Origin of the sequence: Actinokineospora enzanensis DSM 44649, assembly GCF_000374445.1 — a bacterium.
GTDB lineage: Bacteria > Actinomycetota > Actinomycetes > Mycobacteriales > Pseudonocardiaceae > Actinokineospora > Actinokineospora enzanensis.
Genome location: NZ_KB894407.1, coordinates 228761 through 251761, shown reverse-complemented (window position 1 = coordinate 251761; position 23001 = coordinate 228761). Strand labels below are relative to the sequence as shown.

22 protein-coding genes are annotated in these 23001 nt (G+C 71.3%); 15 read left to right on the top strand and 7 right to left on the bottom strand.

Annotated elements, in window-relative coordinates; all coding sequences use genetic code 11:
- Positions 1-80 precede the first annotated feature (80 nt).
- Genes C503_RS0109350 through C503_RS0109340 form a run of 3 tightly spaced genes read left to right on the top strand, consistent with a single transcriptional unit; the run spans position 81 to position 3057 of the window.
- The gene (locus C503_RS0109350) at positions 81-638 is read left to right on the top strand and encodes an EF-hand domain-containing protein (RefSeq protein WP_018681933.1); all 558 of its coding nucleotides are present in this window, start codon (positions 81-83) and stop codon (positions 636-638) included.
- Positions 639-1829: an acyl-CoA synthetase family protein gene (locus C503_RS45790; protein ID WP_018681932.1), complete on the top strand. Its 1191-nt coding sequence runs from the start codon at positions 639-641 to the stop codon at positions 1827-1829.
- Positions 1813-3057: an aldehyde dehydrogenase family protein gene (locus C503_RS0109340; RefSeq protein ID WP_026316116.1), complete on the top strand. Its 1245-nt coding sequence runs from the start codon at positions 1813-1815 to the stop codon at positions 3055-3057. The genes C503_RS45790 and C503_RS0109340 overlap by 17 nt, the downstream gene beginning before the upstream one ends.
- On the opposite strand, the gene C503_RS0109335 is transcribed toward C503_RS0109340, so the two are convergent.
- Entirely contained in the window at positions 3045-3794 is a 750-nt protein-coding gene (locus tag C503_RS0109335) for a hypothetical protein (protein ID WP_018681930.1), read from the bottom strand. The two genes, C503_RS0109340 and C503_RS0109335, sit on opposite strands and share 13 nt — an antisense overlap.
- An 84-nt stretch (positions 3795-3878) precedes the next feature.
- Complete coding sequence (locus C503_RS0109330) at positions 3879-4115, bottom strand: hypothetical protein (RefSeq protein WP_018681929.1); 237 nt, start codon at positions 4113-4115, stop codon at positions 3879-3881.
- Positions 4116-4752: 637 nt separating this feature from the next.
- Between C503_RS0109330 and C503_RS0109325 the strand changes: the two genes are divergently transcribed.
- The gene (locus C503_RS0109325; protein WP_018681928.1) at positions 4753-5550 is read left to right on the top strand and encodes an MHYT domain-containing protein; all 798 of its coding nucleotides are present in this window, start codon (positions 4753-4755) and stop codon (positions 5548-5550) included.
- A 303-nt stretch (positions 5551-5853) separates the two neighbouring features.
- Here C503_RS0109325 and C503_RS0109320 read toward each other — a convergent pair whose 3' ends face one another.
- A complete protein-coding gene (locus C503_RS0109320) occupies positions 5854-6276 on the bottom strand; it encodes a hypothetical protein (RefSeq protein ID WP_018681927.1) in 423 nt (140 codons plus the stop codon).
- 41 nt (positions 6277-6317) lie between these two features.
- Positions 6318-6926 (bottom strand): helix-turn-helix domain-containing protein, encoded by a 609-nt coding sequence (locus C503_RS47775; protein ID WP_018681926.1) that lies wholly within the window; start codon positions 6924-6926, stop codon positions 6318-6320.
- Positions 6927-7359: 433 nt separating this feature from the next.
- Between C503_RS47775 and C503_RS0109310 the strand changes: the two genes are divergently transcribed.
- The 7 genes from C503_RS0109310 to C503_RS0109280 all read left to right on the top strand — a co-directional run bounded on the left by C503_RS0109310 (position 7360) and on the right by C503_RS0109280 (position 14767).
- Positions 7360-8652: an extracellular solute-binding protein gene (locus tag C503_RS0109310; RefSeq protein WP_018681925.1), complete on the top strand. Its 1293-nt coding sequence runs from the start codon at positions 7360-7362 to the stop codon at positions 8650-8652.
- The gene (locus C503_RS0109305) at positions 8649-9557 is read left to right on the top strand and encodes a carbohydrate ABC transporter permease (protein WP_018681924.1); all 909 of its coding nucleotides are present in this window, start codon (positions 8649-8651) and stop codon (positions 9555-9557) included. The genes C503_RS0109310 and C503_RS0109305 overlap by 4 nt, the downstream gene beginning before the upstream one ends.
- Positions 9558-9643: 86 nt before the next feature.
- Positions 9644-10447: a carbohydrate ABC transporter permease gene (locus tag C503_RS0109300; protein ID WP_051114789.1), complete on the top strand. Its 804-nt coding sequence runs from the start codon at positions 9644-9646 to the stop codon at positions 10445-10447.
- A 239-nt stretch (positions 10448-10686) separates the two neighbouring features.
- Complete coding sequence (locus C503_RS38765) at positions 10687-11040, top strand: hypothetical protein (protein WP_018681922.1); 354 nt, start codon at positions 10687-10689, stop codon at positions 11038-11040.
- Between the two features lie 125 nt (positions 11041-11165).
- Positions 11166-12362 (top strand): LLM class flavin-dependent oxidoreductase, encoded by a 1197-nt coding sequence (locus C503_RS0109290; RefSeq protein ID WP_018681921.1) that lies wholly within the window; start codon positions 11166-11168, stop codon positions 12360-12362.
- A gap of 12 nt (positions 12363-12374) precedes the next feature.
- Entirely contained in the window at positions 12375-13721 is a 1347-nt protein-coding gene (locus tag C503_RS0109285) for an NtaA/DmoA family FMN-dependent monooxygenase (protein ID WP_018681920.1), read from the top strand.
- Positions 13718-14767, top strand: coding sequence for an LLM class flavin-dependent oxidoreductase (locus C503_RS0109280; protein ID WP_018681919.1), 1050 nt, complete (start codon positions 13718-13720; stop codon positions 14765-14767). The genes C503_RS0109285 and C503_RS0109280 overlap by 4 nt, the downstream gene beginning before the upstream one ends.
- Here the strand turns inward: C503_RS0109280 and C503_RS0109275 are convergent.
- Positions 14760-15578 (bottom strand): nitroreductase/quinone reductase family protein, encoded by an 819-nt coding sequence (locus tag C503_RS0109275; protein WP_018681918.1) that lies wholly within the window; start codon positions 15576-15578, stop codon positions 14760-14762. The two genes, C503_RS0109280 and C503_RS0109275, sit on opposite strands and share 8 nt — an antisense overlap.
- Before the next feature lie 327 nt (positions 15579-15905).
- Between C503_RS0109275 and C503_RS0109270 the strand changes: the two genes are divergently transcribed.
- On the top strand, positions 15906-16583 hold the full coding sequence (locus tag C503_RS0109270) for a peptidylprolyl isomerase (RefSeq protein ID WP_018681917.1): 678 nt from the start codon (positions 15906-15908) through the stop codon (positions 16581-16583).
- 27 nt (positions 16584-16610) lie between these two features.
- Here C503_RS0109270 and C503_RS0109265 read toward each other — a convergent pair whose 3' ends face one another.
- On the bottom strand, positions 16611-17147 hold the full coding sequence (locus C503_RS0109265) for a DUF2199 domain-containing protein (protein WP_018681916.1): 537 nt from the start codon (positions 17145-17147) through the stop codon (positions 16611-16613).
- Positions 17148-17366: 219 nt separating this feature from the next.
- On the opposite strand from C503_RS0109265, the gene C503_RS38760 reads away from it, so the two are divergent.
- On the top strand, positions 17367-19280 hold the full coding sequence (locus tag C503_RS38760) for a GTP-binding protein (RefSeq protein ID WP_342663373.1): 1914 nt from the start codon (positions 17367-17369) through the stop codon (positions 19278-19280).
- A gap of 107 nt (positions 19281-19387) precedes the next feature.
- Complete coding sequence (locus C503_RS0109255; protein ID WP_018681914.1) at positions 19388-19981, top strand: TetR/AcrR family transcriptional regulator; 594 nt, start codon at positions 19388-19390, stop codon at positions 19979-19981.
- Positions 19982-20330: 349 nt separating this feature from the next.
- Here the strand turns inward: C503_RS0109255 and C503_RS0109250 are convergent, their stop codons facing one another.
- Positions 20331-21299 (bottom strand): aldo/keto reductase, encoded by a 969-nt coding sequence (locus C503_RS0109250; RefSeq protein WP_018681913.1) that lies wholly within the window; start codon positions 21297-21299, stop codon positions 20331-20333.
- 133 nt (positions 21300-21432) lie between these two features.
- Here C503_RS0109250 and C503_RS0109245 point away from each other — a divergent pair, with 133 nt between their 5' ends.
- A complete protein-coding gene (locus tag C503_RS0109245) occupies positions 21433-22773 on the top strand; it encodes an amidohydrolase (RefSeq protein ID WP_018681912.1) in 1341 nt (446 codons plus the stop codon).
- Positions 22774-23001: the final 228 nt, after the last annotated feature.

The following is a 23001-nucleotide window of genomic DNA, read 5'->3' as shown; positions in this document are numbered from 1 at the left end:
ACGCAGGTTCGACCAATTCCAGGCCAACCGGCGGGAAATATCGTCGAAACGGTTTACGGATAGCGGAGTGGGAGACTGCCGTGGCGGTATCGGAATTCCTGGACAAGAAGTTGGACCGACGGTTCCGCACCTACGACCTGGACGGCGACGGGCGACTGGAGCAGCGCGACTTCGAGCGCGCCGCGCACCGGGTGAACGCGATGTTCGGCCTGGACACGGCCGATCCGCGGGCGGTGTCGCTGCGCGCGACCCTGGACGGGCTCTGGCACGGGCTGACCGCGGCGGCGGCCGTGGACGGGAATGGCCGGATCGACCTGGCCGAGTACAAGGCGGTGTTCGCAGAACGGATACTGCGCGACCGCGACACGTTCCTGGCGAACTACCAGCCGTTCATCGACTCGCTGCTCGCGATCGCCGACGGCGATGGCGACGGGCGCATCGACGAGGACGGGCACATCAAGTGGTACACCGCCCTGATGCGCATCTCCTCGGGCGACGCCGCCGAATCCTTCCGCAGGCTCGACCGCGACGGCGACGGATATGTCACGCGCGCCGAAATGGCGCGGGCGGTGCTCGACTACTACTTCAGCGAGGACCCGGAGGCACCCGGCAACTGGCTGCTCGGGCGGATCGACTAGGTGGATCCGCGCACGGTGCTGGATGGTCCATGGGAGTCCCCTCCGGACGCCGACGCCCTCGTGCGGGCGGCGCTGCGGTGGCATTTCGACCCGACGACCGGGTCCCGGTTCTGGCTGGACCTGGCGCCATCGCTGGGATTCGACCCGCGTGCCGACATCGCCGGGGCGGCCGACCTGGTCCGTTTCCCCGATGTCAGCGCCCGGCTGCGCACGGCCCGGGTGGACGACATGGTCCCCGCCGGACTCCGCGCGACCGAAGGACCGCCGCTCGTGTTCGAGAGCGGCGGCACCACCGGCCCGCCCAAACGGATCGTGGACCTCACTTTCTGGCGGCGCAGCGCGCACTGGCTGTCGGCCCGGTTGGACGAGCACGGTGTGCCGGGCGGGCACTGGCTCTACCTGGGACCGACCGGGCCGCACGTGGCCGGGCACCTGTTCGCCATGACGGCCGCGCTGCGCGGCGGCGCCTGCCTCACCGTCGACTTCGACCCGCGCTGGGTCAAACGGGCCCAGCCGGGGCAGCTGGACCCGTACCTGGCGCACATCCTCGACCAGGCGGCCTGGGTGCTGGCCGGGCAGGCACCCGGCGTGCTGTGGGCGACGCCGCCGATCCTGGTCGCGCTCGCCGACCGGCCGGACCTTCTCGCACGGGTCGGCGCGAGCGTGCACACCATCGTCTGGTCCGGCACCTCGGCCACCCCGGAGACGCTGCGGCTGCTGGAGACCGAGGTGTTCCCGGGCATCCGGCTGGTCGGCATCTACGGCAACACGATAATGGGTGTGGCGCCGCAGCGCCCGCGCGTTCCCGGGGACGAGCACGGCTGCGTGTTCCGACCGTTCCACCCGCACAGCCTGATCGAGCTGATCGACCCCGACACCGGCGCGCCCGTCGGGTACGGCGAACGCGGACAGGTCCGGCTGCACCACATCACGCTCGACCTGTTCCTGCCCAACATGGTCGAACGCGACACCGCGCTCCGGATCGCGCCGGTGTCGGCCACCGGGTCGGACAGGGCGGGTGGGATGGGTGGAACAAGCAGGGTGGGCGGGATGGGTGGAACAAGCAGGGCGGGTGGGATGGGTGGAACAAGCAGGGTGGGCGGGATGGGTCAACCAAGCAGGGTGGACGGGTTGGCCGACGTGCGTCCACTGCCTCGGGCGGGCGAGCCGGTGCGTGAGGGCGTGTACTGAGGTGCCGGTCGACATCGACCCGATTCGGCCGGGCGCGGCGGGGCATCGCTCGCTCGACCGGATCGTGATCCCCGCCGTCACCGGCGCGGCCGCGATCGACCTGGGCCTGGCGCCCGCCCTGCTCGTGGGCCGTGTCGCCCGCGCCATGCGCGCGGCCCCGGACGTCCCCAACGCGGCAGAACTGGTTTCCACGGCAGGAAAGCTGTTCGCGGAGACCACTGTGGACAGTCTTTCGCCCGCGGACTACACCCGCCTGCACGCGGACCTCACCGGTGTCCCGGTCCACGCGGCCCGGCGGGCTCTGCGCGTGCTGGGCGAGTTCACCCCACCCGCCGCACGCCCGACCGGACCGGACACCCGGCGTGTCCCGAGAGGACGGTTGCTCGCCGTGCTGGCGCCGGGCAACCACCCGCTCCCGCACGTGGAATGGCTGATCGCCGTCGCGCTCGGCTACCGCGTGCTCGTTCGACCGTCCACACGCGACCCGCTGACCCCGGCCCGGCTGGTGCGCGCCCTGCACCTGGCGGGCCTGCCCGAGACGCACGCCGTGCTGCTGCCCACCACGCACGACACCGCCGACCGGCTGGTCACCGCCGCCGACCTCGCCCTGATCTACGGCGACGACGACACCGTGGCCCGGCACCGCGACAGCCGCACGGTCAAGGTCTACGGACCGGGCCGCGCCAAGATCCTCGTCGGCCCCGACTGGGAGTCCCGCCTCGACCTGCTGGTGGACTCCGTCAGCGCCGACGGCGGCGTGCAGTGCCTCAACACCACCACGATCCTCGTGGACGCCGACCCGGACGACCTCGCCGACGCCCTCGCCGCCCGCCTGCGCGCACTCCCCCGCGCCGATCTCCCGCGACTCCCGCTGGCCGAGGCCCGCTGGCACGCGGCCCGGCTGGGCGCCGAGGTCTGCACGGATCTCGGCGACGGCAGCGCGGTCCTGCACCCCACCGTGCTCCGCGAAGGCGATCCCACCGAGGTCCCGTTCCCCTGCGTGTGGGTGCGACGGTGGGACGGGACGGTCGAGTCGTTGCGGGACACGCTGGTGCTCGGGCTGTGTCTGGACGACCCGGACCTGGTCGACCGCTGCGCCCGCGAGCCGTCGATCCGGAACGTGCACGTCGACCGGCCCACCACGGCCTTCCACCCGATCCTGCCGCACGACGGCGAGCTGGCGGACTTCCTGCTGGAGACCAAGACCGTGCTGGGTCAGGGCAGGTAGCGGTTGAGCTCCGCGCAGTCCCGTTCGTCCGGCAGCATGGGCCGGACCAGCACCCGGTAGGACTGGCCGCCGGTGCTCCACACCGATCCGGCCTCCGGCAGCGGTCCCAGCTTGGCGATGTCCGCGGCGGCGTAGACCTCGCATTCGGCGTCGAAGACCTCGACGCCCGGGGTCAGCGGCCGCAGCGGCCAGCCGCGCGTCGCGGGGGCGGAGGTGGCCGCCGCGATCACCGCGTAGCGGGTGGGCTCGTACGACGCGGGTGGCGCGGTGAGGTCGCGGTCGCCCAGCGACCCCGGGTCGAGGTCGGCGCCTCGGGCCGCGCTGCCGCCCTGGTCGCCCGCGGTCGGGTCGGGCGCGGCGATGGTCGTGCGCGCCGGTCCGGTCATGCGGCCCACCGTGACCACCCAGACCGAGGCGTCCAGCACGCCGTCGGCGTCGATCCGGCGCGGCGTGCCCAGGCCCGCGACCAGGGCACGCTGGTAGAGGCGGGTCACCGCGCCCGGGGTCAGGTGGTAGACGCGGGCGGTGAGCACCGGACCCGGGACGGCCGCGACCAGGGTGCCGTCGCCGTAGAGGGCGTACCGGGGCAGCTCGACACGGCCGGGAACCGCCACCGGGCCGTGGTACTCGTCCAGGCGCAGGACGAGTCCCTCGGGCGGGCTCGCCAGGGCGGGCGGGGTGCCGCAGCCCGCGAGCAGGACGGCGGTCGCCGCCGCCCCGAGCCATCTGACGATCACGCCGGGAGGACGGGGGATCCGTGTGGCCGCGTTGCATCCGAGGCGGGCGCGCGGGCCCGCCTGCCTGGTGGTGCGACCCACCGGTCAGGAGCGGGACGGCACGCGGGTGGTGCCGGTGGCCGGGGGCGGCGGCTTCGGTCGGGCGACCGGCGGGCCGGGGACGAGCGATGGCCTGGCCCGGTGCGCCGCGCACAGGCGCACCTGTGGTCCGTCCGGCAGCGGGTCGGCCAGGCCGCGCAGCGTCGCGGCGGCCGCGGTGGTGCCGAGCACCAGGCCGAGCGTCGTCACCAGCGCGAGAGTCCGGGCAGCGGGTACGCGCACCTCGCGTCCTCCTTTCCGAACCGGCCGGGAAACAGCGCCCGGCGGCCACTCCCGACGCACCGTGACAACATTTAGAGAATCGAGGCAACGCGCGCCGGGTGGCGTTCTCCTCACCGGTCGGATCGCTTTTCCGAGGGCCGCGCGTCCGACGGGCGCCGCGAACGCTAGCAGTGCCGTTCCACGTTGCCAACAGGCAAACAGATTTTGACACGCGGCCTGTCCGCCCACGTCGGGACGACCGGAGCCGCACCGGGAAGGCCGGCCGGAATCCGCCGCGGACAACGCCGGGAACCATCAACAAGTGCGCATCCGACAATCCGAGGTGGGCACGGTCGGTATCGACGACCCGTTTCCGGAAATCTCCGGGAAATCACCAGTTCGACACTGTCGAATCCGGTGAAATCACACTCCGCCCGCCCGGCGGATCAAAAAAGGCGAGCCGCGCCACCGGTCACTCTGCGCACACGATCCGGCGCGCGCAAGGTAAAGATCTCCCCATAACCGCTGTTCACCGTGCCGGACAAGGAGAAACGAGTGCGACTCATCTCTCACGCCGCGGCATTGGCCCGGGGGCACCCGGCGTGATCTGCTGCCGGGCAAGGTCCCTCGACTGTCGAGGGACGACCGCGGATGGGCCATGAACCACGTACACCACTTCTCCGTCGGCGCCGTCACGCCCGCGCTGTCCTACCTGATCTCCTGCCTGGGCTGCGCGCTCGGCCTGCTGAGCATGCAGCGCGCCCGCGCCCAGCACGGGTGGCCGCGGCGGCGGTGGCTGGCGCTCGGCGCGGTGTCCATCGGCGGCACCGGCATCTGGGTCATGCACTTCGTGGCCATGATGGGCTTCTCGGTGGACGGCACGGCCATCCGCTACGACCTGCTCCGCACCCTGGTCAGCCTGGTCGTCGCGGTCGGCATCGTGTGGCTCGGCCTGACCGTGGTCTCGCGCGGCTCGGCGGGCTGGCAGCGGCTGCTGGTCGCCGGGCCGGTCACCGGCCTCGGCGTGGCGTCCATGCACTACCTGGGCATCTCCGCGATGCGGATGAGCGCCGAGGTCGACTACGACGTGCCGCTGGTGGTGCTGTCGGTGGTGATCGCGGTCGTCGCGGCCACCGCGGCGCTGTGGGCGGCGCTGAACGTGCGCGGGGTGCTCGCGACCGTGGCCGCCGCACTGATCATGGGGGTGGCGGTCAACGGCATGCACTACACCGGCATGGCCGCCATGGTCGTGAACGCGCTCAACGGGCAGCCCACCCCGGTCGGCGGGGTCGAGGCCTACTCGTTCTTCGGGCCGCTGGCCATGGTCCTCGGCGTGGTCACCGCGGTGTCCCTGCTGGCCGTGGGCATCGGCTCCAACGCCAGGGAGATCGAGGAGGACCGGTGGGCCGAACAACAACTGGAACGACTCCTCGGCGACCGCGCCGACAAGCGCTGACCGCCCGCCCGATCGATCACGACGCCACGTCCCGCCACCACACCGCGCCAGCCGAACACCACACCACGCCCCACCACCACCCCGCACCCAGACGGGCGATCCGACCGCCAGGCCGGGAACGATGCCCGGCAGGCACGCGCGAGCAAGCGACACCTACAACCACAGCACCTACGCCTCATCACGAAAGCGCGACAGCCAACCACCACACCACGTCCCTCGACCTTCCCGCACCCAGACGGACGATCCAACTGCCAAGCCGGGAACGATGCCGGGTGGGGATGAGGGGGCGGGTGGTGGGAGGAATTAGACACTGTACTTGCGTTCCAGATCGGCGAAGAAGGCCGCGGCCAGCTCCTGGAACGCCGCCTCGCGGACCGCGATCTCGTCGCCCACCTGGTACTTCAACACCGACCGCGCCGGGTTCATCCGGATCCCCGGGTCGCTGACCAGCCTGCCGTCGTTGCCCAGCAACGACGCGGCCAGCAGGCGCACCTCGTTGAGCGGGTTGCCGTCGCCGAGCTCCTTGTCGCGCAGCCGGTGCACGAACGACTGCTCCAGGACCAGCACCAGGTTGTTGAAGAACACCGGCTCGAACGCGGCCACTGCGGCCGTGAACACCGGGCCCGAACCGGACCCGGCCAGCGCGCGGTAGGTCTCCACGTGGGCATCCACCCGGGCGCGGCAGGAGTCGACGTAGTCCCGGGTGTAGCTGCTCACCGCCGACACAGGCGACTCCCTCTGTTCAGTGTGTGGGTCAGTGCGGTCGTTCAGCGGGCGGATCCGCGGGAGCGGGCCCGGATGTGGATGCGCTCGCCCTGCGGGCCGAACAGGCTCAGCACCTCGGCCGTGCCCGGCCCCGGGTTGCCGAACCAGTGCGGGATGTGCGTGTCGAACTCGGCCACCTCGCCGGTGGCCAGCACCACGTCGTGCTCGGCGAGCACCAGCCGCATCCGGCCGGACAGCACGTAGAGCCACTCGTAACCCTCGTGCGCCTTCGGTTCCGGCGCCGCCTCCGGCTTCGCCGGGTAGATCAGCTTGTACGCGCGGACCCCGCCGGGGCGCCGGGTGAGCGGCAGGTAGGTGACCCCGTTGCGGACGACCGGGTCCGGGCGCACCCGGGGGTCGCCGGTGACCGGGGCGCCGACCAGCTCGTCCAGCGGCACCTGGTGCGCGCGGGCCAGCCGCAGCAGCAGTTCCAGGGTGGGGCGGCGCTGGCCGGACTCCAGCCGGGACAGCGTGCTCACCGAGATGCCGGTCGTCGCGGACAGCTGGGCGAGCGTGGCCTTGCGGGTCTGGCGCAGCGACCGCAGCCGCGGGCCGACCGCGTCCAGGACGGCGTCCAGTTCGGGGGCCTCGTCGTTCGCCGAATCGCTCACCGGTCCATTTGCCGTTGCGGCAACGCGAGTTGTCAAGTCCACGGCTTCCGATGGCCAGGGTGAATCGGTGCCCGGTTCACCGCGGGGACTCGCGACGACTGTTCGCCGGGTGGGATCGACACCCGGGTGCGCGGGCGGCGCCGGTCGGGCCGCCCGGGGACGCGCGGTGCCCGGGATCGCCGAGCGGGCGCGCGCGGGTCCGGTGGACCCGACAATCCCGATCTCCCATCGTGCCACGGCGGGGCGCCCGCGACCAGACGCGCCGACTGGTCGGACCGGGCGAGTCGGCGGTGCTCGATCGGGTGCCGACCCCGGTCCGCGCCGAGGTGCCGGACCCTTGCCCCAATCGCGGCGCGCTTCTACGATCGCCTGCACGTTGCTCTCCATGAAACGATAGTTGCGCACAGCGCAACATCAGGGACGGGGTCGAGAGATGCGGAAGCGGTGGTTGGCCGGTGCGTTACCGGTGGTCTCCCTGGTCGTGGCGACGGCATGCGCGCCGGTGCAGTCCGGGCCCGCCCAGTCGAGCGGGGACGAGACCACGGGCCAGGTCCGGGTGTGGCTGTTCGACGAGGTGAACCGCGCGCCCAAGGAGAAGGTGGTGGCCGACGCGGTCGCCGAGTTCCAGGGCAAGCACCCCGGGGTGACCGTGGACGTGCAGTACATCCAGGTCGCCACCCGCGCCGAACGGTTCAAGGCCGCGTTCAGCGACCCGGCCAGCGCCCCCGACGTGGCCGAGTTCGGCAACACCGACCTGTCCGGCTTCGTCGCCGCGGGCGGCCTGGCCGATATCAGCAACCCGGCGCTGAACTGGGCGGACGTGCACGACATGCTCCCCGCCGCGCTGGACGCCACGAAGGTGGACACCAAGGTCTACGCGATCCCGTGGTACATCGGCGTGCGCGCGCTGTACTTCCGCACCGACGTCTTCACCGAGCTGGGCGTGCAGCCACCGTCCACGTTGGACGAGATCGCCCCGCTCGCCCGCCGGATCCGGGCCGCGCACCCCGACCTGCTGGGCATCTCGGTCGGCGGCAAGTACACCTACGGCGCGCTGCCGTTCGTCTGGGGCGAGGGCGGCGAGATCGCCACCAGCCTCAACGGCAAGTTCAGCGCAGCGATCGACTCCCCGCAGGCGCGCGCGGGCGTGGCCAGGTACACCGAGCTGCTGCGCGACGACATCTGTCCGCCCGCCCAGTGCGCGGGCAACGGCGGCGACGCGAGCGTGGAGGCGTTCCGCGCGGGCAAGGCCGCGATGACCATCGGCGGCGACTTCAACCGCAAGTCGGTGGAGGCCAGCTCGGTCAAGGGCAAGTACGCGGTGGTCCCGCTGCCCGGCAAGGCTGCGGGCACGATCGCGCCCGCGTTCGGCGGCGGCAACCTGCTCGGCCTGCTCGCGGGCACCAAGCACCGGACACTGGCGTTCGAGTTCGTGCAGCTGCTGGCGGGCAAGCAGTACCAGCGCAAGATGTTCGACGCCATGGGCAACCTGCCCACCTACCAGGGCCTGCAGCGTGAGCTGGCGGAAAGCGAGCCCGCGCTGCAACCGTTCACCGCCACTCTGGCCTCGGGTGCGAGGTTCGTGCCCAACACACCGGCCTGGGCGAAGATCGACTCGCAGGCGGTGATCCCGACCATGTTGCAGGAGATCGCCAGCGGCGCCAAGGACGTGGACACCGCGACGAAGTCGGCCGCCGACGCGATGAACGCGGCCTTCGGCTCGTGAGCACCGCGACCCGGCGGGCGCGGGCGAGGTCGGGCGAGGGGCGGACCGCGCTCGCCTACCTCGCCCCCGCCCTGCTGGTGCTGGGCGCGCTGCTGGCCTACCCGGTCTACCAGCTCGTGGTCATCTCGTTCTACGACTACGGGCAGGAGCAGGTCAGCGGCGGCGCCCCGCTGGAGTTCCTCGGGCTGGGCAACTACACGACCCTGTTCTCCGGTTCCCGGTTCTGGGCGGTGCTGGCGCAGACGGTCGGGTTCGCGGCCGTCTGCGTCGCGGGCACGCTGCTGGCCGGGGCCGCCCTCGCGGTCCTGGCCACCCGGGTCCGGCCGTGGGCGCGGACCTGCCTGTTCCTGGCGGCGCTCGGCGCCTGGGCGACACCGGCGGTGGCGGGCTCGACGGTCTGGCTGTTCCTGTTCGACGCCAACCTCGGCCTGGTGAACAACGTTCTGGGCCTGGACGGCTTCTCCTGGACCTATGGCAAGTGGACGGCGTTCGGACTGGTGGCCGCCGAGGTGGTCTGGTGCTCGTTCCCGTTCGCCATGATCACCCTCTACGCCGGGATCAAGGCCATCCCCGGCGAGGTGCTGGAGGCGGCCGCCCTGGACGGTGCGTCGACCAGGCGGATCGCCACCTCGGTACTGCTGCCGCTGCTGCGGCCGGTGCTGGCCGTGGTGACCATCCAGTCGGTGATCTGGGACTTCAAGGTGTTCACCCAGATCTACGTGATGACCAACGGCGGCGGCATCGCCGGGCGGAACCTGACCCTCAACGTGTACGCCTACCAGCAGGCGTTCGCCGCCTCCGAGTACGGGCTGGGCGCCGCGATCGGCGTGGTGACCACGCTCGTCCTGCTCGCGATCACCGTGGTCTACCTGCGTGCCCTGCGCCGCTCCGGGGAGGAACTGTGACGGCCGTGCGCACCGGGAACACGCAGGCGAAACGGGACAGGCGGAACGGCCGGAACGCGGGCCGGGGCCGGGCCGAGGCGGTCACCATGGTGGTCGCCGGGGTGGTGGCGTTCCCGCTGTTCTGGATGGTGCTGACGGCGATCAAGCCGGAGGACGAGGTGCTGTCCGCCGACCCGAAACCGTGGACGCTGCGCCCCACGTTCGACAGCTTCGTGCGGGCACTGACCGTGCAGAACTTCGGCCGCTACTTCCTCAACAGCGTGATCGTGGCGCTGGCCGTGGTGCTGCTGAGCATGCTGGTCGCGTTCCTGGCGGCGGCCGCGCTGACCCGGTTCCGGTTCCGCGGCCGCACCACCATGCTGATCATGCTGCTGGTGGTCCAGATGGTCCCGGTCGAGGCGCTGACCGTGCCGCTGTTCTTCCTGATGCGCTCGGTGGGCCAGTCGGTGCCCGCGTTCGGCCTCAACCACCTGGGCTCGCTGGTGCTGGTGCACCTGGCGTTCAGCCTGCCGTTCGCCATCTGGATGCTGCGCGGGTTCGTCGCCGCCGTGCCCAAGGAGCTGGAGGAGGCCGCCACCCTCGACGGGGCGAGCCGGTTCCGGTTCCTGTGGCGGGTGCTGTTCCCGCTCGTCGCGCCGGGGCTGGTGGCCACCAGCGTGCTGTCGTTCATCCACGCCTGGAACGACTTCCTGTTCGCCAAGACGTTCATCATCTCGGCGGCGGAGAACCAGACGCTGCCGCTGGCCCTGCAGGTGTTCGTGCGGCCGGACCAGAACGACTGGGGCGCGATCATGGCGGGCGCCACCCTGATGACCATCCCGGTGCTGGTGTTCTTCGTGTTCGTGCAGCGTCGGCTGGTGAGCGGGCTGGCCGGATCGGTCAAGGGCTGAGCCTGCCGTGCCAGGTGGACGCTGTACGGAATATTACCGGCGACGGGTCCAACTGGGACTCCCGGATCCCGTTCACCACAACGACACCCGCCGGACATCACCGAATACCACCCCACCTCTGTTCGCCACGCGAACGTCGTAGGCTGCTGCCGAACAGGCGCTGTGGTCCGGACCACGGCCCGGCCGGGCGGGAGACCCGGTCGGGCCACTGTGGTCGGACGGCGAGTCGAGGGAGAGCCATGGGGTTGTTCGGCAAGGGCAAGGGCCGCGCGCGACAGGAAGCGGACAGGTTCGGCGGCGGCGCGATCGCCATCGACGCGGCCGCGCCGGGCGCGAACCGGACCGCCCAACAGCTGTTGTCGTCCGGGGTGCCCGCCACGCTGGCGCGCGTGGAGGGGGTCATGGACACCGGCCACGCCATCGAGTACGACCCGGTGGTCGACCTCGTGCTGCGGGTCGACGGCTACCGCCACCCGGTGCGACTGCGCACGGCCGTCCCGCGCATCTCGGTGCCCCGCCCCGGCGAAAGCGTCGTACTCGTAGCCGACCCCGCACGCCCCGGCACCCTCCTGTACGCAGGTCTGTCGCTGTAGCGGAGCGGCCACCCCGGGAATATTCCCGGGTTTCGGCGCCGTCCCAGCACTTGGCCATCCCGACCTCGACCCGGTCCACCGGCGCACAATCCGGTCACGGCCGATCACGAGGAAGGGAGCCGCCGGTGACCACCGGACCGCATCTCGCCGTGGCGTTGGACTCCGCCGGGTGGCACCCGGCGGCCTGGCGCCTGCCCGAGGCTCGCCCCGACGAGGTGCTCACCGCCCGGTACTGGGTGGAACAGGTGCGCGCGGCGGAGGCCGCCGCGCTGGACTTCGTCACCTTCGAGGACACGCTGGCGTTGCAGCACGACCCGTTCAACCCGTCGCAACGGGGGAACACCGACCGGGTGCAGGGCCGGGTGGACTCGGTACTGCTCGCCGCCAGGGTGGCGCCGCTCACCTCGCACATCGGCCTGATCCCCACCGCGGTCGCCACGCACACCGAGCCGTTCCACCTGTCCAAGGCGATCGCCACCCTGGACTACGTCAGCTCGGGCCGCGCGGGCGTACGGGTGCGCATCGCCTGGGAGCAGGCGGACAACCGGCACTTCGGCAGGCGGGACATCGGCGCCACCGACCTCGCCGACGCGCACCACGGCGACAAGACCAGCCCGCTGTCGGACCTGTTCGACGAGACCGCGGACTACGTCGAGGTGTTGCGCCGGTTGTGGGACAGCTGGGAGGACGACGCGGAGATCCGGGACGTGGCCACGGGACGGTTCGTCGACCGGGACAAGTTGCACTACATCGACTTCGCGGGCCGCTGGTTCGCGGTGAAGGGCCCGTCGATCACCCCGCGCCCGCCGCAGGGCCAGCCGATCGTGAGCACCCTCTCGCACGCGATCATCCCCACCCGGCTGGCCGCGCGCGCCGCCGACCTCGTCCACGTGACCCCGACCGACCGCGCCGACGCCACCCGGATCCTGGACGAGGTCCGCGCCGAGCAGGCCGCCGCCGGACGCGAGCACGAGACCCTGCACGTGTTCGCCGACCTCGTGGTCTTCCTGGGCGAGACCGGCACGGCCGCCCGGGACCACAAGAACCGCCTGGACGACCTGGCGGGCGCCGGGTACGCCTCGGACGCCGAGATCTTCGTCGGCACCCCCGCCGAGCTCGCGGACCTGGTGCTCGACTGGCACACCACGGGACTGTCCGGGTTCCGGTTGCGACCGGGAGCCGTCCCGCACGACCTGGCCGGGATCACCGGCGGCCTGGTCCAGGAACTGCGCGGGCGCGGCCGGTTCCGCACCGGCTACGAGGCTTCCACCCTGCGCGGGCTGCTCGGCCTGTCCCGCCCGGCGAACCGCTACGCGGCCTGAGGAGAGGGCGAGATGAGCAAGCCGATCAAGCAGGTGCACCTGGCCGCGCACTTCCCCGGCGTGAACAACACGACGGTGTGGAGCGACCCGGCGGCGGGCAGCCACATCGAGTTCAGCTCGTTCGTGAAGCTGGCACAGACCGCGGAGCGGGCCAAGTTCGACTTCTTCTTCCTCGCCGAGGGGCTGCGGTTGCGCGAGCAGGGCGGGGAGATCTACGACCTGGACGTGGTGGGCAGGCCCGACACGTTCACCGTGCTGGCCGCGCTCGCCGCGGCGACCGAGCGGCTGGGACTCGCCGGGACGATCAACTCCACGTTCAACGAGCCGTTCGAGGTGGCCAGGCAGTTCGCCTCGCTCGACCACCTGTCCGCCGGGCGGGCGGCGTGGAACGTGGTGACCTCGTGGGACGCGTTCACCGGCGAGAACTTCCGCCGGGGCGGGTTCCTGCCACAGGACCAGCGCTACGAGCGGGCCAGGACGTTCCTGTCGACGGCGGCGGAACTGTTCGACTCCTGGCGCGGCGACGAGGTCGCGGCCGACCGCGAGTCCGGGGTGTTCCTCCGGGACGGGAACGCGGGCGCGTTCCGGCACCGGGACGCGCACTTCGACATCGAGGGCCGGTTCCCGGTGCCGCGCTCCCCGCAGGGCAGGCCGGTGATCCTCCAGGCGGGCGACTCCGACGAGGGCCGGGAGTTCGCCGCCTCCTCCGCCGACGCCATCTTCAGCAGGCACGGGTCGCTGGAACAGGGCCAGGCGTTCTACGCCGACGTCAAGGGCAGGCTGGCCGGGTACGGCCGCACGCCCGACCAGCTGGTTGTGCTGCCCGCGGCCACGTTCGTGCTGGGCGACACCGACGCCGACGCCCGCGAGCGCGCCGACGTGGTGCGCCACCAGCAGGTCAGCGGGCCGACCGCGATCAAGCTGCTGGAACAGCTGTGGAACGCGGACCTGAGCGCCTACGACCCGGACGGCCCGCTGCCGGACTTCGACCCGCTCGTCGGCGAGCACACCATCGCCCGCGGCCGGGCCAGCGTGCGCATGCACCGCGACCCGGTGGCCAAGGGCCGCGAGTGGCGGGCGCTGGCCGAGGAGAAGAACCTCTCCATCCGCGAGCTGATCATCCAGGTCAACGGCGAGCAGACCTTCGTCGGCTCCCCCACCACCGTCGCGGGCCAGATCGACGACCTCGTCCAGGCCGACGCGAGCGACGGGTTCATCCTGGTCCCGCACGTCACGCCCGGCGGCCTGGACGAGTTCGCGGACAAGGTCGTGCCGCTGTTGCAGGAACGCGGCGTGTTCCGCACCGAGTACTCCGGCACGACCCTGCGCGATCACCTGGGAATCGGGGAACCACGGTGAAGTACCTGCTCATCAGCCTGATCACGCACACCGCCGACCCGGTCACCGGCATCCAGGCCAGCACCCACGACCGGCTGCGCGAGGTGGTCGACAGCGCCGTGCTGGCCGAGGAGCTCGGCTTCGACGGCTACGCGGTGGGCGAGCGGCACGAGCGGCCGTTCATCTCCTCCTCGCCGCCGGTCGTGCTCGGCCACATCGCCGCCCGCACCTCGCGCATCCGGCTGTTCACCGGCGTGACCACGCTGAGCCTGCTCGACCCGGTGCGCGCCTACGAGGACTACGCGACCCTGGACAACCTGTCCGGTGGACGGCTCGAACTGATCATCGGCAAGGGCAACGGCAGCGCCCAGCGGGAGCTGTTCCACGTCACGCCCGAGGACCAGTGGGCGCGCAACGCCGAGGGCTACGAGCTGTTCCGGCGGCTCTGGCGGGAGGACAGGGTCACCTGGTCCGGCCGGTTCAGACCGTCGCTTGTGGACGCTGAGGTGTGGCCGAGGCCGTTCCAGCGGCCGATCCGGGTCTGGCACGGCAGCGCGACCAGCCGGGACTCGGTGGAACTGGCCGCGAAATGGGGCGACCCGCTGTTCTCGGCGAACGTGACCAACCCGATCGAGCCCTACGCCGACCTGATCCGGTACTACCGCGAGCGCTGGGAGTTCCACGGCCACAAGCCCGCCGACGCCCTGGTGGGAGCGGGCACGGCGGGCTTCTACGTGGCGCGGACCTCCCAGGAGGCATTGGACACCTATCGGCCGATCTACGAGGCCAGGCTGAACCTCCACTTGCGACTCGGCGTGGAACCGGTGTTCCCGACGCTGGAGGACTTCGTCGAACGCAGCTCGGCGGTCATCGGCAGCCCCCAGCAGGCGATCGACAAGATCGGCCGCTACCACAAGGAGTTCGGCCACCAGGTGCTGCACCTGAGCGCCGACCGGGACGGGCTGACCGCGCGGCAGCACCGGGACACCCTGGAACTGTTCCGTTCGGACGTCGCCCCGGTGCTCGACCGCGAGATCCCGGACCCGGTGTGGCCGCGGCTCAGCTGAGCGCGGGCAGCAGCTGCTCCTCCTCATAGGACAGATGGGCGGTCAGCTCGGCCGCCAGCCGATCGAACTCGGGCAGCAGGGTCGCGGTGTCCCGGCCGCGCAGGAGGTCGCGGAGACGGTCGACCGTCTCCGCGACCTTCGCGTGCTCCTCCCCCAAGCGGGTCACCACGTCCGCCAGCTCCGGGTGCTGCCGGGCGATCATCGGGAACAACGCCTGGTCCTCGCCCTGGTGATGGTTGCCCAACCCCTGGCAGAGCACCAGGCAGTTGATCCGCAGCTGCGCGCCGAGCACCGCGCCGGAACGCACGATCTCGGCCCGGATCAGTTCCAGCTCGCGCCGGAACCAGTCGTGCAGCAGCACCAGGGTCTCCCCCAGCGACCCGGCGGTGGGCGGCCCCGGCCGCACGGCCAGCGCCACGACCGGCAGCGCGCGCCCGGACCTGGACTCGTAGTCCAGCCACCCCGGATCGGCCTCCACCGCGCGGGCGAAGACCTCGTCCCGCTCGGCGCCCGCGAGCACACTCGCCCGCGCCGGGTGGGTGAAGATCCCGTCCTCGATCGTCACCGCCGGGTCCGCGAGGACATTGTGGTACCAGTCGGGATTCTTCGGCGATCCGCCCGCGCTGGCGATGACGAACACCCGCGAACCGGTCTCGTCGGTGAGATATCCCAGTGGGGTGGTGTGCCGTTCCCCGGTGCGGGCGCCGATGGTAGTCAACAACAGCAGTCGGCCTCCCTCGAAATAGCCGCCCACGCGGCCGCGGTTGGCGCGGAACTCGTCGATCACGGACTGGTTGAAGTCGTTGGGCATGCGCTCTTTCCTGATGTCATGGGTCGTTCATGGGCAGCGTCCAGCGCACCGCGAGCGGAAACGCGCGCGGTGGGACGCGGGATGTGGGTGGTGTGCGCGACGCGCGGCAGCGCCGGAAGTCGCGTGGATACCGCGGAGCGGGAACGCTCGACGCGGTGGTGTGGGAAAGTCCCGGAAACGCGTGCGCGGCGGGCCACGGGCCCGCCCGGCGGTCACGCGACGGCCGGGTGACTCTCTCGCTCGTGGCCCAAGGCCGACCCGGCAGTCACGACGTCGACTCTAGCGTCCCCTTGGGAGAGCGGGCAACCAGCCGCTAACGTCGCGGGGATGAGGCGATCCTTCAGACTGTCCACCACCCTGTTCCTGAGCACGGCGGCGACACTGGCCGCGAGCGCCCTGCCTGCCCCCACCGCGAGCGCGCAGGAGACCTCCCGCGACCACCACGTCCACTGCGAGTTCACCCCGACCCCGGAGAACCCCGCGGCCCGACCGGTGCACCCGCCCCGGGGCAAGGCGGAGGCGCGCGGCACGGTCTATGCCGGCATCCGCACGAACTACGGCACGATCCAGCTCGTCCTCGACCGGGCCAACGCCCCCTGTGCCGTGCACAACCTGGTGCACCTGGCCCGGTCCGACTTCTACGACCACTCCCAGTGCTGGCGCCTGACCGACAGCCCCCGCCTCGGCGTCCTGCAGTGCGGCGACATCCACCGTGCCGAGGAGGGCGGCCCGGGTTACAAGTTCCCGGACGAGGTGACCGGCAAGGAGACGTACCCACGCGGCACCATCGCCATGGGCAACCAGGGGCCGGGCACCAACGGCAGCGAGTGGTTCATCGTTCACTCCGTCGCCGACATCAGCCCGGTGTACACGGTCATGGGCCACGTCACCCGCGGCATGGACGTCCTCGACCGCATCGTGGCCGCGGGCATCACCCCGGACGGCGCCACCGACGGCGCCCCCAAGCACCCGGTCCGCATCCTCGACATCCGCATCGGCTGCTGAGCCCATGCCGCCGGTCCGGGCAGGCGGTCAGCTCCCGGCTGTGCCGTCGGGCGCCGCCGAACCGGCCGGGTGCAGCAGCAGTTCGACGAGTTCGACCACCCGGTCCCGGGTGATGCCCTCGCGCTGCTCGACGGCCAGCGGGTGGTCGGTCGGCTCCAGCTGCACGACCGGCCGCTCGCCGACCGGGCGCTGATGCAGCCGGGTCGCCAGACCGATGGTCTCCGGGTACATCGGCAGCACCGACGACAGCCAGCCGAAGGTCGACTCGTCGTGCTCGCGCCCCTCGCTCTCCCAACGGGAGACGACCCGCTCGAAGCTCTCCTGGCTCTGCGACACCCAGACGCCCCAGGAGAACACCTCGGCCGAGTCCCGGATCGGGATCTCGATAGTGGCCCGCACGAAGAAATGCTCACACTCGATCACACAGAGGTCCGAATCCAGCGATGACCGCGGATCCTCCGCGTGCTCCGGCATCCAGTACGCGGGCGCGGGCGCCCCGAACGCCAACGGCAGGTCGTCGTGCCGTTCGCCGCAGCACGAGCAGGTGAACCCCAATTTCGCCACCGGGCCAGGTTAACGAACACCCGGATGGCGACCACGACCGGTAATCGGGTTGCCACCGCCGCGCGGACAATGTTGTGCTGGTCGGGAATACACCGACCAGTGACCAGTTCCGTGGAGTGCCCATGCGCCGTCCTGCCCTTGTGATCCACCGCGTCCGCACGGCTGTCGCGTCAGTCGCGACCACCGTTTCGAACATCCTGGACACGAGGACCGATGGGCATGACGAACCTGGGCGTGCTCGCCCATGTTGACGCGGGCAAGACCAGCCTGACCGAGCGCCTGCTGTACACGGCGGGCGTGATCGACGAGGTCGGCAGCGTCGACGACGGCAGTACCCGCACCGACACGCTGGAGCTGGAGCGGCGGCGCGGTATCACGATCAAGGCGGCGGTGGTGTCGTTCGCGCTCGGCGGGCGGGTGCTGAACCTGATCGACACCCCCGGCCACCCGGACTTCATCGCCGAGGTGGAGCGGGTGCTCGGCGTGCTGGACGGCGCCGTGCTGGTCGTCTCGGCGGTCGAGGGGATCCAGGCGCAGACCCGCGTCCTCTTCCGCACCCTGCGCAGGCTGGGCATTCCCACCCTGCTGTTCGTGAACAAGATCGACCGCCGGGGCGCGGACGGCGAGCGCGTGCTGCGCGCCATCCGGGCGCGGCTCACCCCCGCCGCCGTCGCCATCGATGTACCGGAGGCCCAGGGCACGGCGGGCGCCGACCGACGACCGCGGCCGCTCGACGACCTCGTCCCCGACCTGGTCGACGTGCTCGCCGACGACGCGCTGCTGGCCGACTACCTCGACGGCACCACCGACTACCCCGACCTGCGCGCCCGGTTCGCCGCGAAGGTCCGGTCGGCGGCGGCGCACCCGGTGTACTTCGGCTCGGCCGCCACCGGCGCGGGCGTGGACGACCTGTGCGCGGGCATCCGCGAGTTCCTGCCCGCCGCCGCGGGCGACCCGACGGCGCCGCTGTCCGGCACGGTGTTCAAGGTCGAGCGCGGCGACGCCGGGGAGAAGATCGCGTACCTGCGGCTGTTCGCGGGCACACTGCGCACCCGCGACCGCGTCGGCGAGCCACACCCCGGGCGGCCGAACCGGGTCACCCGGATAGACGTGTTCGACCGCGGCACCGCTACCCGCCGCGACGCCCTGGATGCCGGGCGGATCGGGAAACTGTGGGGCCTCGGGGATGTCCGCGTCGGCGACGTCGTCGGCGCCCGGCCCCCGCACCTGGCCGAACACCACTTCGCCCCGCCCACACTGGAAACCGCGGTGGTGCCCCGGAACCCGGCCGACCGGGCCAGGGTGCACGCGGCGCTCACCCGGTTGGCCGAACAGGATCCGCTGGTCGACCTGCGCCAGGACGAGGGCGAGATCCGCCTTTCGCTCTATGGCGAGGTGCAGAAGGAGGTCATCGAGGCCACCCTGGCCGAGGAGTTCGGCGTGGCCGTCGCTTTCCGGGAGACCACCACCATCCACATCGAACGGCTCATCGGCATCGGCCACGCGGCGGAACGGCTGCACGCGGAGACGAACCCGTACCTGGCCTGCGTCGGGATCCGGGTCGAACCCTCCCTTGTGGACAGTGGAATGCGGTTCGACCTGGAAGTGGAGCCGGGCTCGATGCCGCCCGCGTTCTTCACCGCGATCGAGGAGACCGTCCGCGTGGGCCTCGGCCGCGGCCCGCACGGCTGGCGGGTGCCGGACTGCCGGGTGGTGCTGACCGAGTGCGGCTACCTGGCCAGACAAAGCCACTCCGGCGCCAAGTTCGACAAGAGCATGTCCAGTACCGCAGGGGACTTCCGCGGTCTGACCGCGCTGCTGCTGGCCCGCGCGCTAAGCGCGGCCGGGACGCGGGTCGAGGAACCCGTTCACGGGTTCACACTCGACATCCCCACCGACGCGCTCGGCGCGGTGCTGCCGGTGCTGACCGGTTTGCGCGCGGTGCCCGGACCACCCGCCACACAGGGCGAGTCCACCGTGCTCACCGGCGAGATCCCGGCCGCCGAGGTGCACCGCCTTGAACGCCGTCTCCCGGCCCTGACCAGTGGCGAAGGGGTGTTGGAGACGACGTTCTCCCGATACCGTCACAGTGTCGGCGAAATCCCGACGCGATCGCGCGAATCATCGCCATGATCGCGCCCAGGCGTCATCATGGTCGCCCGGGGCGGCATGGTTCCGCCCGGTCGTCCCCACCTCGTCGGATACACTACACGTGTAGACGCTACACCCTAAGGAGCACGATGCCCAAGGTCATCGACCACGACGAGCGTCGGGCGCACATCGTGGAGGTGACCTGGGGCCTGATCGTGCGCGGTGGGCTGGAGGCGGCCACGATGCGCGAGATCGCCGAGGCGGCCGGGTTCGCCAACGGCGCCCTCAAACGCTACTTCGCCAGCAAGGACCTGCTGGTGGAGGCCACTTTCGAGCGCGCGCTGTCGATGATGCACACGCACATCACGGCGGTCACCGCAGGCAAGTCCGGCCTGGAGGCGCTGCGCACGCTGTGCACCGCGACGATGCCGCTGGACGCCAAGCGGATCACCGCGGGCCGGGTGCTGCTGGCGTTCTGGGAGATGTCGCTGTCCAACAAGCGGCTGCACGACCGCTACCTGGTACACCTGAGGTCCTGGCGATCGCTGCTGCACGAGTACATCCGGCGCGGCCGGACCGAGGGCGACATCCACACCGACACCCCGGACGAGCAGTTAGTCGACGAGATGGTGCTGATCAACGTGGGTGCCAACGTGATGAGCCTGGTCGGTCCCCGCTACTCCACCCGGAAGCTGCAACGCCAACACCTGGAGTCTTTCTTCGACCGGATCACGCAGCCATGACGCTTCCTTAAGAACCCGCGCCAGGGCAAGACTTCCGAGGTTCCTCACCGGCGAAGCAAACGGGTGGGGTGGTCCGCACCGGACCACCCCACCCGTTTCGTTTGCCCCCGAGTCCCCATGCGACACCCGCGAGACGATGTAAACACCATGTCTCCCGGGTAGAACAACATGGTCGCCAGGTTCGGACCCCGCGTTCCACAGAGGAGGCTGCGGGTACTCCGCCCACCCAGGACCCCTCCGTGCCGACCCGCCCGATGTCCGGCAGGATTCCGGCAGGACGAACGGCCGGACATCGCGGGCCGACAACGAGGGGAGGCTCCCGGTGGGCACCGGTCGGCGACGGGCTTTCCTACATCCAGGAGCCGTCGGCGTTGACCGCCTTGTCCGCCCACAGGGGATCGAGCGCGGCCTTCAGCTCGGCACCGTGGTCGCGGACCAGCTCCAGCGCGCCGAGGTTGTCCTCCAGCTGCTCGATCCGGCTCACGCCGAACAGGACGTTCGCCACCGCCGGGTTGGTCAGGCAGAAGGCGATCGCCACCTGCGCGGCGCTGGCGTCGTGCCGGGCGGCCACCTCGGCCACCACGTCGGCGGCCTCCCGGATGGCGTCCCGGATGCCGCCAGGGTCGGCGCCGATCTTGCGCTCGGGGAACTTGCGCCCGGCCAGGATGCCGCCCTCGAAGATGTCCGAGGCCTGCATGACCAGCCGTCCCTCGGTGAAGTGCGGCTGGTAGTACGGGCCCTCGGCCATGGTCCGGCGGGCGATGCTGTACTTCAGCTGGGCGAAGCTCGGCGGGGTCAGCCCCTCCTTCGCGGCGAAGTCCAGCGCGGTCTGCAGGTCGGCGGCGATCCAGTTGTTCACGCCCCAGACGCTGAAGCGGCCCTTCTCGATCTGCTCGGCGACGTCGGTGACGATTGCCGGGATGTCCGGCGGGGACATGTAGTCGCCGACCACGACGCTGTCCGCGCGCTCGATGCCGATGCGCTCCAGCGAGGTGACCATCTGCTGCTCGAACGTGGTGGTGGGGTATTCCCACAACCACAGCTTGCCGCAGAGGTGGTAGTCGTCGCGCGCGATGCCCGCCGCGCGGACGGCCTCGCCGAAGATGATGTCGGTGCGGGCCTGCTCGGCGTGCGGGCCCATGTTGTAGTGCGCGACGTCGAACAGCGTGACGCCCGCCTCGACCGCGCGCCGCAGCAGCGCGACCGCGTCCTCGAACTCCATCCGGTCCCAGGTGTTCCACGACCCGAGCCCGAACAGCGAGACGGTCGGCCCGCCGGGGCCGAGCTGGCGGACCGGGATGCGAGGGGAATCGCCCACGGGGCACTCCTTGCCGGCTAGTGGTGGGTGATGAGATTGGTTTAGTCTACATACATAGACGAAAAACCGGGAGATATCCCACGTGGCACCTATACTGGGGCCGCATCATCTACATCCGTTGACGGAGGACACCGTGGTCACAGCTTCCACCGCCGATCTCGTACTCACCGGCGGCACGGTGCTCACCTTCGACGACCGCGACACCGAGGCGACCGCGGTCGCCGTCGCGAGTGGCGAGATCGTCGCCGTCGGTGACGTCGACCACCTCGTCGGCCCCGAGACCCACGTGGTGGACCTCTACGGCCGCACGGTACTGCCCGGCATCAACGACTCGCACCTGCACGGCGCCTGGTTGGGCGCGATGTGGCCGAACACGCTGCTCACCGGCATGGCGGGCATCGAGGGCGAGGCACCGGCAGGCCCGCTGCTGCCCGACGCCCAGGCGCGCCGGGCGGCCATCCTGCGCACCGGCGACGTGGTCGCCGAGCTGGGCATCACCAGCTACACCGAACCGGGCCTCGGCCCAGGCGAGGACGCCGGGCAGACCGGCTGCTTCTCCGCCGCGGTCCTGGACGAGTACGCCGCGCTGGCCGCCGAGGGCCTGCTGCGCGCCCGGGTCACCGTGCTGCGGCTGTTCGGCGAGCTCGACGGGCCGAGCACGCTGGCCGACTTCGAGCGCGGCCTCGGCTCCCCCGCCCCGCAGGGCGACCCGCGCTGGCTGAACGTGAACGGCGTGAAGATCTTCGCCGACGGCATCCCGCCGATGCGCTCGGCCTGGATCCACCACTGCTACGCCGACGGCACCTCCGGCCACCTGCTGGTCGACGGCGACGACCTGGCCGACCGCGAGGTCAACCTGCGCCGCATGATCGACCTGGCGCACCGGGCGGGCGCGCAGATCGGCGTGCACGCCACCGGCGACCGGACGATCGAGGTCGTGGTCTCGGCCATGGCCGACGCGATCGCCGCGCACGGCCCGGCGGGCAGGCACTACCTGATCCACGGCGACCTGGTCGCCAAGGACGTGCTGGCCAGGCTGCCCGAGCTGGGCATCGGCCTGAACACCCAGCCGGGCATCTCGGTGACCACCGCCCCGTGGCTGGCCGCCGCCCTCGGCGACGACGTCGTGCGCGCCGCCTGGCCGCTGCGCGACGCCTTCGACCTGGGCATCCCGGTCTGTCTCAGCTCGGACGCGCCGGTCATCGGCCCGGACTGGCGGCAGTGGATCGCGGCCGCGGCCGAGTGGATGGGCGCCGAGCCGTCGCCGGAGCTGATGCGCACGCTGCTGCGCGGCTACACGGTCAACGCGGCCAGGCAGGACGGCGCCGAGTCGTGGAAGGGCTCGATCGAGGTGGGCAAGGTCGCCGACCTGACCGTGCTGGAGGCCAACCCGCTCACCCTCGCCCCGGCCGACCTGCCCGGTGTCGGCGTGGCCATGACGATCGTGGACGGCCGGGTCGTCTTCGAGCGGTGAGTGTGTGATCTTCCCATAACCCGCGCACAGGCGGCGCATAGTCGACACCCGGGAATCGCTCCGCACTTGCTCACGGTCGGTCACGAGACCGACACGGCAAGTGCGGAGCGCTTCTCTATGCACGATGACGACGGCGCCACAGGCAGGTGATCGAGCGGGTGTGGTCGCTCCCTGCCCACACCCGCTCATCCACGCCCCCGGATCCATCCACAGCCCTACGCGCCCGCC

Coding starts and splice junctions, on each gene's coding strand:
- C503_RS0109325 (WP_018681928.1), top strand. CDS start 4,753: ATGAACCACGTACACCACTTCTCCGTCGGCGCCGTCACGCCCGCGCTG.
- C503_RS0109310 (WP_018681925.1), top strand. CDS start 7,360: ATGCGGAAGCGGTGGTTGGCCGGTGCGTTACCGGTGGTCTCCCTGGTC.
- C503_RS0109300 (WP_051114789.1), top strand. CDS start 9,644: ATGGTGGTCGCCGGGGTGGTGGCGTTCCCGCTGTTCTGGATGGTGCTG.
- C503_RS38765 (WP_018681922.1), top strand. CDS start 10,687: ATGGGGTTGTTCGGCAAGGGCAAGGGCCGCGCGCGACAGGAAGCGGAC.
- C503_RS0109285 (WP_018681920.1), top strand. CDS start 12,375: ATGAGCAAGCCGATCAAGCAGGTGCACCTGGCCGCGCACTTCCCCGGC.
- C503_RS0109275 (WP_018681918.1), bottom strand. CDS start 15,578: ATGCCCAACGACTTCAACCAGTCCGTGATCGACGAGTTCCGCGCCAAC.
- C503_RS0109270 (WP_018681917.1), top strand. CDS start 15,906: ATGAGGCGATCCTTCAGACTGTCCACCACCCTGTTCCTGAGCACGGCG.
- C503_RS38760 (WP_342663373.1), top strand. CDS start 17,367: ATGACGAACCTGGGCGTGCTCGCCCATGTTGACGCGGGCAAGACCAGC.
- C503_RS0109255 (WP_018681914.1), top strand. CDS start 19,388: ATGCCCAAGGTCATCGACCACGACGAGCGTCGGGCGCACATCGTGGAG.